Consider the following 13,874-nt stretch of genomic DNA (forward strand, 5'->3'; position numbering starts at 1 on the left):
GAACGATTAGAAAAGGAGCGTTATGATCGGAAGAATAATCAGAATTATTTCCAACCAGTATCTGGTTGCGGACGAGGAAGGCCGCCGCGTGGCATGCGTGGCGATGGGCAAGGTCCGGCGACAGGACAAACCGCGCGTGGGCGATTGGGTTGAATATACGGATTTCGGCGATCAGACCGGAATCGAGCGGATTCGTCCGCGGATGAACTCCCTGATCCGTCCGCCGGTTGCCAATGTCGATCAGGCGCTGATCGTCATGTCCGCGAAGGCCCCGGATTTTTCCTGCACGCTCGTCGACCGGATTCTGTTTCTGATCGTCAACGCTTCGATCAAGCCGGTGCTGTGCATCACCAAGATGGATTTAGTTCACCCGGACGACCCGGTTCACGGCTGGATTGAGGATTACCGCCAGAGCGGATATGAAGTTGTGCTGAGCGGCCGGGAGGAACTCGATGAAAATCTGGCCGGGGTGCTGCGGGGCAAGGTGACGGTGCTGACCGGCCAGAGCGGCGTCGGCAAGTCTTCCTTATTGAATAAGCTGAACCCTGAGTTTCAGCTGCAGACTCAGGAGATTTCTAAAGCCCTGGGCCGCGGCAAGCATACGACCCGGCATGTTGAGCTGCACGAGGTAGCCGGCGGCTGGGTGGCTGATACGCCGGGCTTTTCCTCGCTGGATTTCAGCCGCATGACGCCGACCGAGCTGGCGCAGAGCGTCCCGGACTTCGCACCGTATTTAGGCCGGTGCCGGTTCCGCGACTGCATTCATCAAAACGAACCGGGCTGCGCGATCAAGCAGGCCGTGGAAGACCGGCAGGTCTCCCGGATCCGCTATGCGGATTATTTGGATTGTCTGACCCTGGTGCAGGGCCGAAAGGAGAAATATTGATGACGATCATATCCCCCTCGATTTTATCGCTGGATTTTTCCCAGCTGAATTCCCAGATGGACGCGGTCAACGCCTCCCGCGCCCAGTGGCTGCATTATGACGTGATGGACGGCCATTTTGTGCCGAACCTGACGTTCGGCCCGGATATTCTCAAGGCGTTCCGCAAGCTGACCGACCGCCAGCTGGACGTGCATCTGATGATCAGCGATCCGCGGAAGTACGCGCCGGTTTTTGCCCAGGCGGGAGCGCAGTGGATCACGTTTCATTACGAAGCGATGAACGATGCCCAGGACTGCCGCGCGCTGGCCAAGGAGCTGCGTGCGTTGGGCGTGAAGCCGGGCATTTCGATCAAGCCGCAAACGCCGGTGTCCGTGCTGGAAGCGTTGTGGCAGGATTTCGATCTGGTGTTGGTGATGTCGGTGGAACCGGGCTTCGGCGGGCAGCAGTTTGATCCGTCGGCACTGGATAAAATTACCGTGCTGCGCCAGTGGGCGCAGGCGGCCGGCGCTGATCTGCGAATCGAGGTCGACGGCGGGATCAACGCCGAAACCGGGAAGCTGTGCCGTGAGGCCGGCGCGGATGTGCTGGTCGCGGGCAGCTATATCTTTAAAAATAACATTGTGGAAGCCGTTGATTCGTTATGTTAAAACCGTGCACGATCGTGCTGGGGCTGGCGCAGGACTGTGCGCTGGCTGAAGGGGATCTGATCGGCGCGGACCGCGGGGCGCTGATCTGTGCTCAAGCACACCGGCGAATGGTAATGGCGATCGGTGATTTTGACTCGGTCACTCCGCCGCAAAAGGAGCTGATCCGGCAATATGCCGATCAGATGCAGGTGCTGCCGGCGATGAAGGATGAAACCGACGCGCTGTCGGCGCTGCGCTGGGCTGCCGGTCAAGGTTATAACCCGATGGTTCTGATCGGCGGGATCGGCGGAAGGCAGGATCATCAGCTGGCCAATCTGCTTCTGGTCATGCATCAGAAGCTGCCGGTCATCCTGCGGGAGAAAAACAATGAATTGTTCTGTCTGGATCCAGGTCGGCATGTGTTTCATCCCGATGCCCGCCGCTTCATTTCCTTTTTCGCGGTGGAGCCGGCGGTGCTGACGCTGGAAGGGTTTCTATATCCGCTCGATCATTATGTGATGGACCGCGGCGACACGATCGGCATCTCGAATGAAATCGCGGCGGACGAAGCGGTGCTGACGCTGGATCAGGGCCGGCTGCTTGTCGTCCGCAGCCGCGACGACGGCGAATAATCCAATTTTCAGCGAAGGAAAGCCGCACAGACGCACGTTTGAAAACAAAATTATTAACCAGCCTTATTTCCTCAACGGGGAGTAAGGCTTTGTCTTTAAAAGGAGAGATCAGCGTGGATTCTTTAACGATGCAGAATTTAAACCGGGCGACGATGGAATACCTGATGCAGAATTTATCGGCGGGGATGTCGTTAGTGGAAGTAAGAAGCTTATGCGAGCGGTTTATGCTGGAAAACGGGGCCGATTCCTTTTGGTACTATGAGGTCGGAGCGTTTGTTTTTTCCGGGGAGGAAACGATCCTCTCAATTTCCGGGAAAGACTATACAACCGCAGACCGGCGGATTTGCGAGAATGATCTTCTGACCGTAGATCTGAGCCCGCAGGTTCAGCGGATCTGGGGCGACTACGCAAGAACGCTTGTGATCGAAGCCGGGAAGGTAGTCGTTCATCCAGAGGCTATCCGCCATCCGGAATGGAAGCGGGGACTGCGCATGGAAGATCATTTGCATCACGTTTTGACGGAGGCGGCAACGGAAGCCATGACGTTTGAGGAGTTATATTATGTCATGAATGAAGAAATCACAAAGCAAGGCTTTGTGAACCTGGATTATCTGGGAAATCTGGGCCATTCAATCGTTCAGGATAAACAAGATCGGATCTATATTGAAAAAGGGAATGGTACGAAATTGTCGGACGTTAAAATGTTTACCTTTGAACCCCATATTTGTCTGCCGGGTTCGCTTTATGGCTTTAAGCAGGAAGACATCTATTATTTTGAAAAGGGCAAGCTGAAGCGATTGTAAGGGCAGGCGGACTGAAGATGCGGCTCTCTTTCCAGCTTGATCAAGATCAATGACCTAACCACAGGAATCAAGATCGGGAGTCCGTTGGCGGAATGCCGCCGGTGCGGTATAATGAAAAAAAGGAGTAAATAATCAAGCCTTCTTGATTGAGAGTCTTGATTTTGAACATGATGATGAAAACTTGTATTTGTATTGCCGGGATGCCGGCCAGCGGAAAAACCACGGCGGCGCTCCGGCTCAGCGAAAAGCTGGGGATCGCGATGTTGTCCAAGGATGAGATCAAAGAAAAGCTGTTCGACCGGATTGGTTTTCAAAGCCGGCAGGAAAAGGTTCAGCTCGGTCTGGCGGCGATGGAAATTCTTTATTATGCGGCAGAGCGTTGTTTAGCGGCCGGTGAGTCGGTGATTCTGGAGAATAATTTTGAGGATCTTTCCCGGCCGGGCTTGCAGGCATTGCAGGAGCGGACCGGCTGCCGGATGATCACAATTCTGTTCGATGGGGAAACCCGGGCGGTTTATGAGCGGTTTGTCAAGCGCGATCAATCGCCGAACCGGCACCGCGGCCATGTCGTGAACGACCGGTATCCGGAAGTCGGAGCTCCGGCAGAAGTAAAGACGCTGAGCTTTGATGCTTTTGAACAAAGTATCGAGCAGCGCGGATACCGGCGCTTTTCAATCGGCACGCTGATCCCGGTCGACTGCACGGATCCGGCCCGCATCGACGTGGAAAGACTGGCGCAACAAATCCGGGAACAGATGGACGCATGATCATGACCGAAGCCACCGCCGGGTTGGCAGACCGGCTGGCAAAGTTGAAACGCCGGGTGTGGCAGGAAACCTATACAGGAATTTATCCAGCGCAAAAACTTCTGGAGTTTGACGAAGCGCAGCACGCGGAAAAATTCCGGCGGTTGATCACGGATCCGGCAAATCAGGTTGTGCTGCTTCGCGAGGAAGGGCAGGACGCCGGCTATTTTGTGCTGGGAAAACCCCGCCCGGGATGGACCGGGCCGCCGATCAGCGTCAACGCCCTTTATTTGATATCGGATTTTCAACATCGCGGGCTGGGACAGCAGGTCTGGCAGGAAATTGAACACCGGGTGAAGCAGGCGGGATTCACGGTGTTTGGCTGCCGCTGCAATGAGCACAACGAACGCGCGCTGGCGTTTTACCGCCGCCAGGGCGGCGTGGAAATCGCGCGGGAAAGCGGGCATGCGGATCGTTCGGAAGATCAGATCTCCCTGCTTTTTCATGTTGAATAAATCTGAAGGATGAAGGATCCGGGCAACTGTCGGTTGCCTTTTTGTTTTGTTGGTTTCCGGACTGGAAATGCCGTTTTGATCGTGCTACACTGATTTCTGTCGGAAGGAGTGGACGAGGGTGAAATTAGCGGAAAATATTCAGCGGAGGCGCAAAGCGGCCGGCTGGACACAGGAACAACTGGCTCAAAAATGCGCGGTTTCCCGGCAGGCGGTATCAAAATGGGAGGCCGGACAATCAGTTCCCAGTCTGGATAAGCTGCGGCAGTTAGCGAATTGCTTCGGAATTTCAGTCGATGAACTCGTTCAGGACGACCCTGCCGCTGAGCCGGCAGATGCGCATCAGACCGGTTCGCCTTCATTGGTCGAGCTGGATCAGGCGCGGCAAACCCGGCAGCGCCGCCATGGCTGGACTGCGGCGGCCATCGTATGCCTGATTGTGGCGGTCGGAATTCTTGGTCTTCAGATTGTGACATACACGATCGTCCGCGCCCGAGGCTGGGAATACATTGCGGACTGGATTTCACCGCTGTTAAATTTAATGTTGGTTCTGGCGTTAACCTTATCCGGCAGTGTTCTGATCCGCACGCCCGGCTGGCGTAAACGCGGCCTGGGTATCGCGCTGGTGCTGATGGCGGGGTTTGGCTGGCAGCTGCAGCAGGCGATCCAGCAGCGGCCGACGACGATCAGCTTTTCCGCTGACGGCCGTCACCAGGTCGTGATCAAGCAGGATAAAACAACCGGGAAGACTGTGCTCTGCCGCAGCCGCTATGGTCTTTACCGGCGTGAAAAAGACACGTTTCCCTATACGGTGGAAGGGCCGGTGAAGCTGCAGTGGCTGGCCGAGGATGTCTGTGCGATCACCTATCAAACGCTGGACCGGAGCGTCCATCAGATGATCGCGACGTTCGGCGACCGCGGTGATCCGATCAGCTATCACAACATGGCTTCGGCGATCCAGGGCGAATGGTCGTTGATGGAAACCAACGCGGCCGGCTGGAAAATCGTAGCCGACCGCACGGGAATTCATCTGGAAAACGGAACGCTTCAGGAAGATTATGCTTATGACGACGCGGTGCCGTTCGGGACGCTGGCGCTGGCGTTGTGCCGGGACGGACTGCCGCAGTGGACGCTGGCCTTAAGCGAGGAGGGAACGTTGAACGAACAGGATTTGTTCGTCAACGGGTCACTGATTCTCTGTCCGGTCGCGATGAAGCCGACCGCGCCCCTGAACTTCGTCCGCACCTCGGCACTGCCGGATGCCGGTTTGTTTCAGACCCCGGACCTTCCGGAGGAAGACGAAACGCCGCTGGTTGAAGCGATGCGTCAGACGATCCTTGCGGATCCGACGTTATCGCAGCCGCTGCCCAACGGCGCAATGAAGCTGGACACCGCCAGCACCGATCCGCTCTGGCTGAGTTTACTGGCCCTGCGCCAGCGGGATGAAGGCTATCGGGTTAACGGTGTCGATATCCGCGTGGAACTGGCTTCTGTACAAGTGCTGGCGGGCACCGATGCCGATCAGCTCGTGGAAGTCAAAACGAACGAATGGGCGGTTTCCCCGGGCAACCAGGGCGCCGGACCCAGCGGTGAAGCGTTTACGATGACCTATAAGCTCCGTTTGATGCGGGCGGAGAACGCCGTGTTGGCAGCGCTGATGCCTTCCCGGGAGGAAGGCATCAGCGGACTGGAGCCCGTGGAACTGGATCCTGAGTTCCCAACGGAGGCGGAATTGGCACATTATTTTGTCAGCGGCATGTATGATACAACCTATATGTATATTAACCGCCGTTCTCCTGCGCAGGCGATGCAGATTCTGCTGGACGAAGCCTTTGCACAAAAGGAAGCGGTGCTCAGCGACGATGGTCAGCAGGCGCTGCTGGAAAGTACCGGCGATCAATCGCTGTGGCTGCTTTACGACGGGATCGCGGAAGACCGGCTCCACTATCGATTCTGGCTTGTCCGCTGCGAAGGACCGGACTGGCTGCATTGCGACGGTCAATGGCAAAGCGAAGGGGAGTACACGATCCCGATTCGGGAAGCGGAAGACGAGGCCCAGTCCTAGTAATCGTCGAATCTCAAAAGCAATATGAACTGGAAAAGAATGGAAAAAATAACCGCAGACGATCGGAAAAAGAACAATTCCTACGCTGCGGTCTTTTTAAATATATATTTCAGGGAAGCTCGATTTTAGAGATTATCCTGCTTCTCTTTTTTTTGTGCAGATTTATCAGCACATACCTAAAAGATGGATCCTATTCCATTGAAACTCAATAGCGGCACGCTTCGTCTATCTGAAGAGTCTGGATTGAGAAAAACGAAGCAAAGAAAAAAAGGAGCGCAAACTCCTTTTTAATTAACCGTTTTTCTGCTGAGCCTTCAGTGTTTTTAAAGCACGGGCGGAAATACGGATTCGCTGTGGCTTACCATCAACCATCACTTTAACTTTTTGTAAATTAACGTTCCACTTGCGGCGGGATGCGTGCAGGGAATGAGAACGCTTATTTCCTGATAAGGCTTTTTTACCGGATACGGCACATACTCTAGACATTAACCGTAACCCCCCTTTCTGTCTTAATTTCGCTTGTAAACTATAACATGATCATCCAAAAAATGCAAGGCGTTATCCGAAAAAGGTGATAAAGAAAAAGGATTTTTTTACAACTGCGGTCTTGAAACACGAAAATATGCCAAATTTTTACGAAAACCGACGGCTGCCGCAGGAAGCTGACAACATTTTTACCCGGTCGGGAAGGCAATGCGAATTGTTGGAAAAATTCTTTTGTTGAATAGTGTTTTATGATATAGTATATATGTGTAGCTCAGGGGGTCGAAAAAGGCATGGACAAGCAGATTTTCGCGGCGCTGGAGATAGCGGATCACGAAGTTAGATTGCTGGTAGGCGAGTTCTTCAATACTCGCTTTAATATAATCAAAGTCGAACGGGTTCCTGTGGCGGGCGTTCAGTTTCATCAGCTGACGGAACCGAATGAGGTTGTCAAGGCGATTCGGCGGGCGGCGGAAAACGCTTCCCGAATGATCGGTGCTCGGATTGAACGGGTTTTGTTATCGATTCCTTCGCGGGATATGATGCGCAAATCGCTGAAAATTACGGTGCCGGTTTCTTCTTTTGACCGCCGCGTAACCGTTCTGGATGTTCGGGAAGCGGTAAAAAACGCAATGAAAACTAAGGTTGAAAACGGTCTGGCACTGATCAGCGCGGTATGCGTCCGGTATACGTGCAACGGAATCTCAACGCGGCGGATGCCGATCGGTGAGCTGTGCGATGAGCTGACGGTGGATGTCGATCTGTTGTGCGCGAATCGTAAGATCGCGTTTGAATATGTCAACTGCGTCGAACAGGCGGGACTGGAAGTGCTGGACATCAGTCTGGACAGCTTTGCGATCGCGAAGGAAGCGGCGCTGTTTGAACAGACGATGGATCAGAATTTAATTTTGATCCGGTTAGAAGAACAGACGACGACCTTATCGCTGTTGTCCAAGGGCAAACTGGCAAGCTGTGAGATCATCGAACAGGGGATCGATCAGTGGAGCAAAGCGCTGGTGGAACGCTATGAACTGCCGCCGGCAGAAGCGGTCCGCTTAGTGAAATACAATACGCGTTTGAATCAGCGCAGGCCGCTGCAGACGCCGATCTATATCTGGTCAAAAAATACAAAAACGTATACGCTTTCTGAAAAGGAACTGTGCGAAGCGATTCGGGAACCGCTGGAATCGTGGACGGGACAGATCGAACAGATGTGCCGTCCGATCCTCAAAGCGGGCAAGACGCAGATTGTGATCGTCGGCGAAGGCGGCGAGCTGCAGGAAATCGCGGAATATGTCCAGGATCATCTGGGTGCGCCGGCAAAGGTGTATTATCCGGAAACGCTGGGTGTGCGCGACAGCTCGTTAACGGGATGTCTGGGTTTATTTTATGCCTACAAGGATCAGCAGCCGCTGTTAAATACCGACCAGGTCAGTGTGAACGCCGCGCAGTTTGAAAAAGCGGTGACGATCGGCGGATTAAAGAAAGAAAAAACCAGCGTTGACGATTCGATTACCAAACGATTAAAAGACATGCTTTTTGAAGCCAAACAGAAATAGGAAACGAGAGGATGAATGAAGATGGATTTAGAATACAATCAGGTTGCGAAAATTAAAGTCTTCGGCATCGGCGGCGCCGGCTGCAACGCCGTGAACCGCATGGTCGAGGAAGGCGTTCAGGGCGTTGAATTCTATGTCGCCAATACCGACATGCAGGATCTCAACAAATCTCCGGTAGAGAATAAAATTATACTGGGCCGGGAAACGACCCGCGGTTTAGGCGCCGGCGCGAACCCGGAAATGGGCCGCAAGGCAGCCTTAGAAAATGAAGAAGAAATCCGCGAAGCGATGCAGGGCGCGGACATGGTCTTTATCACAGCCGGCATGGGCGGCGGCACCGGCACCGGCGCTTCTCCGCTGTTTGCGAAGATCGCCAAGGAAATGGGCGCGCTGACCGTCGGCATCGTCACCAAGCCGTTTTCGTTTGAAGGTCCGCGGCGGATGGCGCAGGCCGAAGCCGGTTTGAGTCAGTTAAGCGAATTCATCGATTCTCTGATCATCGTTTCCAACAATCAGCTGCTTCAGGTTATCGGACGGATTCCGTTTGTCGAAGCGTTTAAGGAAGCGGATAACGTTTTGCGTCAGGGCGTGCAGACAATCACCGATCTGATCGCGGTTCCGGCCATGATCAACCTTGACTTTGCGGACGTGCGTTCGGTTATGGAAGGCCAGGGCAGCGCTTTGATCGGCATCGGTATTTCCCAGGGCGATAACAAGGCTCAGGAAGCGGCGCAGAAAGCGATTCAATCGCCGTTATTGGAAGCTCAGATCAACGGCGCCAAGAAAGCGATCGTTAACGTTACCGGCGGCGCGAACATTTCGATTTACGACGCGAACGACGCGGTTGAATACATCCGGGAAGCGGCCGGCAACGATATCGACATCATTTTCGGCGTAGCAATCAACGAGAAGATCGGGGAATCGATCATCGTGACAGTCATCGCTACCGGCTTTGATCTGCCAAAGATCAAGGTGCCGTCGCCGTCGAAGCCTCCAATTAAAGTGGCGAATAAAATCGCTGAAGAAATTAAAAAGGAAACAGAGGAAGAGGAAGACGACAGCGGAATTCCAAGCTTCTTCCAGTCCCGTAAATAAACGATCGTTCATGAAGACGGAGCTCAGGTTCCGTCTTTCTTCTTGTTCTGGTTGAAAACGATTGATCGTGGTAAAATAAAAGCAGAAGCAATGCGGAAGGAGGGGCAGTCATGGATCTGGTTTACCTGGATTCTGATATCCTCGGCGACAGTTATGACGCGAAACTTTGCCGGAAACGTTTTATTCGTTATGCACAGGATCATCCGCCGGTGTTGATCGCGGTCGCGCGGGTTGGCGAAGCGGAAAGAGAAGTTTGGAACCGTCTGAAACAAGCCTGTTCTTTTGTGCGTTATTTTCTCGATGATCACCATCCCTGCGAACAGCTCGACGGGCTGACGGTTGAGCTTCAGCCGCAGTGTCTGCAATGCGGGACAAGAATAATTCATCCGGAACCCGGCGCGGCGGCCTGGATTCAGACGGAAACGGGCGTCAGCTGGCGTTACATCGTGCTCGATATGTTAAGCGATCCGGCGTTTTCCTATTATCATCACATGAAGACGTTCTCCGATCTTCATTCCGCTTATGTCTATATTCGAATTCGCAACGGAATTCATAAGATTTTGAATTGATAAAATTCAATAAATTAATTTTAATATTTAAAATATTGAAAAATAACTTGAAAATATTAAATTATCATTTATAATAAGCTCAGGAGGACACGAGGATGGCCAAGAAGATTAAAATCATTGTGGAATCGCCTGAACAAAATGTCGTGATTCCGGCAATTCCGCTGAGCGCCGCCGCGGCGATCTTGAAAGTTGTGCTGTGGGGATCGCAGTATGTTCCGGCCTCGTCGCGGGATGAAAGCGTGCAGCTCCTGCTGGATAACCGCGACGCGATTCTGGACCTGGTGCAGACGTCGGTCAGGGAATTGAAAGCCTGCGAGCCGTTCCGGCTGGTCGAGGTGGAATCCGGCCCGAATCGGGTGCTCATTGATATTTTAGGATAAGGAGGAAACACGATGCGAAATGAAGTGTTCGGAACGTGTCCGGTCTGCGGCAATCAGCTGCTTGCGACACGTTTGACCTGTACCCGCTGTCATACGGAGATTACCGGCGAGTTTGCCTTATCCCGTTTCAGTTATCTGAATCGAGATGAACTGCAGTTCGTCGAGACCTTTATCCGGGTTCAGGGCAACATCAAGGAAATGGAAAAGGAATTCAATATTTCCTATCCGACGGTCAAGAAAATGCTGGATACGATCATCACCAAGATGGGCTTTCCGGTCAAGCAGGAAGCAGAACCTGCCGTCCGTGCCGACGATGTGCTCTCACGTCTGCAGCAGGGCGAGATCAGCGCCGAAGAAGCGATTGCGCTGTTAAAGAAGTAGGAGGAACAACATGAACTCCCGAGAAAAAATTATGGAAATGGTCAAAGACGGCACGCTGAGCGTGGAAGAAGGGCTGCGGCTGCTGGACGCGATCGAAGAAAGTGAAAAACGCACGGAGAAGACGTCCAAACCGGCTGAACCGGAGGTGCGTCCGCTGATTTACAGCGCGCCTTCTCATCCAAAAATGCTGCGGATTCAGGTCGAGTCGGCCAATAACGACCGGGTGCGCGTCAATGTACCAGTGTCGCTGATCCGCGCGGGTCTGGATTTCACCAAGCAGATGAAGCTCAGTGGAATGGACGTGGATCTGAAGGGCGTGGATCTTGACCTGATCATGAAACTGGTGGAAGACGGTCAGGTCGGCGAACTGGTCGATGTAGTCTCGGCGGACGGCGACAAAGTTCGGATTGTCGTTGAATAGTCGTTTAATTTTAAGGAAGCGAAGGCTTCCTTTTTGCGTCGTTGTCCGTATAATTAGAGAAGAGGTGTTGAATATGCTGAAAGAAGAGTGCCGTTTGTTCCAAAAGGTCTGGCTGGGCTGGACAGAATCACAGATGGATCAGTTTGTCCGGATCGGGACGCAGTTAGCGCAGGCGCTGGCGGAAGGCCGGAAGGTGTATGCCTTCGGAATCGGCGAGGATCATTGGTTTGCGGAAGAGCTGACGGCCCGGCTGCAGGGGCATCCTGAAATCATCGGTCTGTTTCCCCATGAGCTGATGACCTACGACTGCCGCTATGCCTCGTTAATCCGGTGCCCGGACTATGCCAAGGTGCTGATCGAAGCCTGGAAAATAGAGCGAAATGATTTGGTTTTGTCCTTCCACAGTCAGGATACGCCGCTGTATGCCGCGATGGAAAAGCATTGCCGCCGGTTAGGGATTCAATGGCAGATGCTGCAGGCGGACCGGCAGACGGAAACGCCGGGATTGTTCAGCGTAGAAGAACGATTTCTGCCTATGCTGCAGGTCTATGGCGCCCAGGCCGTCAATGCCGTCAGTTTTGTGTTGGCGGCCGGGATGGATCCCGCCAGCGCCGTACATGCATTGAATAAAAGTATGCTGGAAATTCTGGAACAATTTGAACAGACCCAGCTGCCTTCCATTGCCAAAGTCACCGAGGAGCTGGAGCGGAAGCAAGGCCGGCTGATCGTCATGGGCAGCGGTCATTCGCACATGCTTCAGGATTTGATGGCGCAGGAGAAGACGCTGGATAACGTCGTTCCGATTCTGGAACAGGAATTGATGGTATTCGATCCGGTTCAGAGCGGCTGGATGCAGAAGCAGCGCGACTATGCCCAGATGTTGATCGATAAATATAAAATTCAGCCCCAGGATGTATTCCTGATGCCGTCCAACACCGGGAAAAGTGTGATGAACGTCGAGCTGGCGCGGTTGTTGTGGTCGAATAAAACGACGGTTGCGGCGATCACAAACATGAAGCAGTCGCCGGTGATCAAGTCTGATCATCCCAGCGGCCGGCGCTTGTTTGAAACGGCGGATATCGTGATCGACAACTGCTGCGTCAACAAGGACGCCTGCCTGACGATCGACGGCCAGCGGCGCTGCCCGTTGTCCTCGGTGACGGTGCTGCTTTGCGGGGTTCTGCTTCTGGAACAGCTGCATGAACTCAGCGCGGAGTAAGCCAAGAATATAAAATTAGAAAGAACTCAAAGGCAGCTGATCCATGAAACGCTGCTTTTTTCATATCTGCGGAAATACCGGATCTCTGCTTTGAACATCATGAAAAAAGCCGGGCTAAACCGGCTTGAATTCAGGAGCGAGAAAAGGTCAGCGTAACGCGGAAGCCTTCGTGGAAGCTGCTTTCGATCTTCATAGTTCCGCCGTGGACCTCCGTGATCTGACGAACCAGGATGAGTCCCAGACCATGCCGCAGATCGAGGCGTTCATCGATACTTTCCAGATAGTGCGGTGTTTCTTCCAGAATCTGGCGCTGGGCTTCCGATAAACCGATGCCGTCGTCTGCGGCCGTCAAAATAATCAGGTTTTCGTTTGTTTCCAATTTCAACATAATCGAACAGCCCTGGGGATTGTGAGCAACACTGTTGCCAATCAGATTGCCGATTGCCCGGCGGATTAACCGCGGATCGCAAGCCAGCTGAAGATCTTCCGCCTCCTTCGAAATATCGAGATCCAGGCTGTAAACGTCCGCCAAACCGGCATTTAACGTATCGGCGGCGATCGTGCGAAGCAGCCGGGCCAGATGGATTTCCTGTTTTCGCAGCGGCTGCATCTCATATTCCAACTGGGATACGAGTGTCAGATCCTGAATGAGATCTTTGATTTTGACGCTTTGTTTTTGGATGATCCGCGCCTGATCCTGAATCGCGGGACTGGCCTGCGGATCATGGGCAATCCGGTCGGCATAGCCCAGAATCATCGACAGCGGCGTGCGGAGATCGTGCGTCACGCCACGGATCCAGTTCGCGCGTGCTTCGTTTTGCCGATGGATCAGTTCGGCCGCCTGATTGACGGAAGCCGCGACGGCCGCCAGCTCGCCGCGGGTGGAAAGCGTTCCGCGCTGACTTCGCGGAAATGTATTTAAGGCGGAGATCAACGGGCCTGCCGCCCGCTGCACCTTTATTTTAGAAAGGATATACGCCGTGAAAAGAAGAATCAGATCCAATAACAGTGTGCCGAGGACATACAGTGGCAGCCGGGTCAGCGTGCCATAGGAATAATAATTGCTGGTGAGCTTGATGTAGGAATTCTTCGGATAGCCCAGCACTAACAAACTGTGGTCAAGTTTGCGGACAAAGACCGGATAGTCGTGAAGATAGCCGCGGGAGAACACGGCGACATCGCCCAGTGAGAACTGATCTGGAATTTCAGGGGGAAGCGTGGCGGAACTGACGACCTTGCCTGCGTCATTGATGACCATCGCCCAGATTCCAGCTTGCCGCAGAGGTTCTTCCATGCTGGGCGAAATGTGCTGGCCATTCAGCGTTTCTGCTGTTTTCTGAAGCATCACCGACGGGGAATCCGGACCATAGTCGTGGTGAATGACGCCGTAGAACGTGATTGCGAACAGGCCGAGATTCAGCACAATCAAAAACATGATAAAGAATGAAAATGCCGCAAAGGTTTTGGAAAACAGCCGGGAAAGTGTATTCATGGCAT

At 53.4% G+C, this 13,874-nt stretch carries 16 protein-coding genes; 14 read left to right on the forward strand and 2 right to left on the reverse strand.

The window, feature by feature from the left end; genetic code table 11:
• Positions 1 to 22: 22 nt before the first annotated feature.
• The 7 genes from rsgA to HOLDEFILI_RS18325 all read left to right on the forward strand — a co-directional run bounded on the left by rsgA (position 23) and on the right by HOLDEFILI_RS18325 (position 6,270).
• Complete coding sequence (gene rsgA / locus HOLDEFILI_RS07450) at positions 23 to 886, forward strand: ribosome small subunit-dependent GTPase A (RefSeq protein WP_006058946.1); 864 nt, start codon at positions 23 to 25, stop codon at positions 884 to 886.
• On the forward strand, positions 886 to 1,533 hold the full coding sequence (rpe, locus tag HOLDEFILI_RS07455; RefSeq protein ID WP_006058947.1) for a ribulose-phosphate 3-epimerase: 648 nt from the start codon (positions 886 to 888) through the stop codon (positions 1,531 to 1,533). The genes rsgA and rpe overlap by 1 nt, the downstream gene beginning before the upstream one ends.
• On the forward strand, positions 1,527 to 2,144 hold the full coding sequence (locus HOLDEFILI_RS07460) for a thiamine diphosphokinase (protein ID WP_006058948.1): 618 nt from the start codon (positions 1,527 to 1,529) through the stop codon (positions 2,142 to 2,144). Before rpe ends, HOLDEFILI_RS07460 begins: the two co-directional genes overlap by 7 nt.
• Positions 2,145 to 2,257: 113 nt before the next feature.
• Positions 2,258 to 2,947, forward strand: a complete 690-nt coding sequence (locus HOLDEFILI_RS18835) for a M24 family metallopeptidase (RefSeq protein WP_244264310.1) — start codon at positions 2,258 to 2,260, stop codon at positions 2,945 to 2,947.
• 167 nt (positions 2,948 to 3,114) lie between these two features.
• A complete protein-coding gene (locus HOLDEFILI_RS07475) occupies positions 3,115 to 3,714 on the forward strand; it encodes a P-loop nucleotide/nucleoside kinase family protein (protein WP_006058951.1) in 600 nt (199 codons plus the stop codon).
• Positions 3,711 to 4,208 (forward strand): GNAT family N-acetyltransferase, encoded by a 498-nt coding sequence (locus HOLDEFILI_RS07480; protein ID WP_006058952.1) that lies wholly within the window; start codon positions 3,711 to 3,713, stop codon positions 4,206 to 4,208. The genes HOLDEFILI_RS07475 and HOLDEFILI_RS07480 overlap by 4 nt, the downstream gene beginning before the upstream one ends.
• A gap of 118 nt (positions 4,209 to 4,326) precedes the next feature.
• Positions 4,327 to 6,270: a helix-turn-helix domain-containing protein gene (locus HOLDEFILI_RS18325; RefSeq protein WP_006058953.1), complete on the forward strand. Its 1,944-nt coding sequence runs from the start codon at positions 4,327 to 4,329 to the stop codon at positions 6,268 to 6,270.
• Between the two features lie 291 nt (positions 6,271 to 6,561).
• Here the strand turns inward: HOLDEFILI_RS18325 and rpmB are convergent, their stop codons facing one another.
• On the reverse strand, positions 6,562 to 6,756 hold the full coding sequence (gene rpmB, locus HOLDEFILI_RS07490; protein ID WP_006058954.1) for a 50S ribosomal protein L28: 195 nt from the start codon (positions 6,754 to 6,756) through the stop codon (positions 6,562 to 6,564).
• Positions 6,757 to 7,046: 290 nt separating this feature from the next.
• Here rpmB and HOLDEFILI_RS07495 point away from each other — a divergent pair, with 290 nt between their 5' ends.
• The 7 genes from HOLDEFILI_RS07495 to HOLDEFILI_RS18330 all read left to right on the forward strand — a co-directional run bounded on the left by HOLDEFILI_RS07495 (position 7,047) and on the right by HOLDEFILI_RS18330 (position 12,377).
• Positions 7,047 to 8,312, forward strand: coding sequence for a cell division protein FtsA (locus HOLDEFILI_RS07495; RefSeq protein WP_006058956.1), 1,266 nt, complete (start codon positions 7,047 to 7,049; stop codon positions 8,310 to 8,312).
• Positions 8,313 to 8,327: 15 nt separating this feature from the next.
• Positions 8,328 to 9,407 (forward strand): cell division protein FtsZ, encoded by a 1,080-nt coding sequence (gene ftsZ, locus HOLDEFILI_RS07500; protein ID WP_006058957.1) that lies wholly within the window; start codon positions 8,328 to 8,330, stop codon positions 9,405 to 9,407.
• Positions 9,408 to 9,517: 110 nt separating this feature from the next.
• Positions 9,518 to 9,976, forward strand: a complete 459-nt coding sequence (locus HOLDEFILI_RS07505) for a hypothetical protein (protein WP_006058958.1) — start codon at positions 9,518 to 9,520, stop codon at positions 9,974 to 9,976.
• A gap of 95 nt (positions 9,977 to 10,071) precedes the next feature.
• The gene (locus tag HOLDEFILI_RS07510) at positions 10,072 to 10,356 is read left to right on the forward strand and encodes a hypothetical protein (protein WP_006058959.1); all 285 of its coding nucleotides are present in this window, start codon (positions 10,072 to 10,074) and stop codon (positions 10,354 to 10,356) included.
• Between the two features lie 12 nt (positions 10,357 to 10,368).
• Positions 10,369 to 10,737 (forward strand): DUF2089 domain-containing protein, encoded by a 369-nt coding sequence (locus HOLDEFILI_RS07515; RefSeq protein ID WP_006058960.1) that lies wholly within the window; start codon positions 10,369 to 10,371, stop codon positions 10,735 to 10,737.
• 10 nt (positions 10,738 to 10,747) lie between these two features.
• Positions 10,748 to 11,158: an SHOCT-like domain-containing protein gene (locus HOLDEFILI_RS07520; protein WP_006058961.1), complete on the forward strand. Its 411-nt coding sequence runs from the start codon at positions 10,748 to 10,750 to the stop codon at positions 11,156 to 11,158.
• Positions 11,159 to 11,231: 73 nt separating this feature from the next.
• Complete coding sequence (locus tag HOLDEFILI_RS18330; protein WP_006058962.1) at positions 11,232 to 12,377, forward strand: SIS domain-containing protein; 1,146 nt, start codon at positions 11,232 to 11,234, stop codon at positions 12,375 to 12,377.
• Positions 12,378 to 12,507: 130 nt separating this feature from the next.
• Here HOLDEFILI_RS18330 and HOLDEFILI_RS07530 read toward each other — a convergent pair whose 3' ends face one another.
• Positions 12,508 to 13,869, reverse strand: a complete 1,362-nt coding sequence (locus HOLDEFILI_RS07530; protein ID WP_006058963.1) for a sensor histidine kinase — start codon at positions 13,867 to 13,869, stop codon at positions 12,508 to 12,510.
• Positions 13,870 to 13,874 lie beyond the last annotated feature (5 nt).

Source organism: Holdemania filiformis DSM 12042 (assembly GCF_000157995.1).
Lineage (GTDB): Bacteria > Bacillota_I > Bacilli_A > Erysipelotrichales > Erysipelotrichaceae > Holdemania > Holdemania filiformis.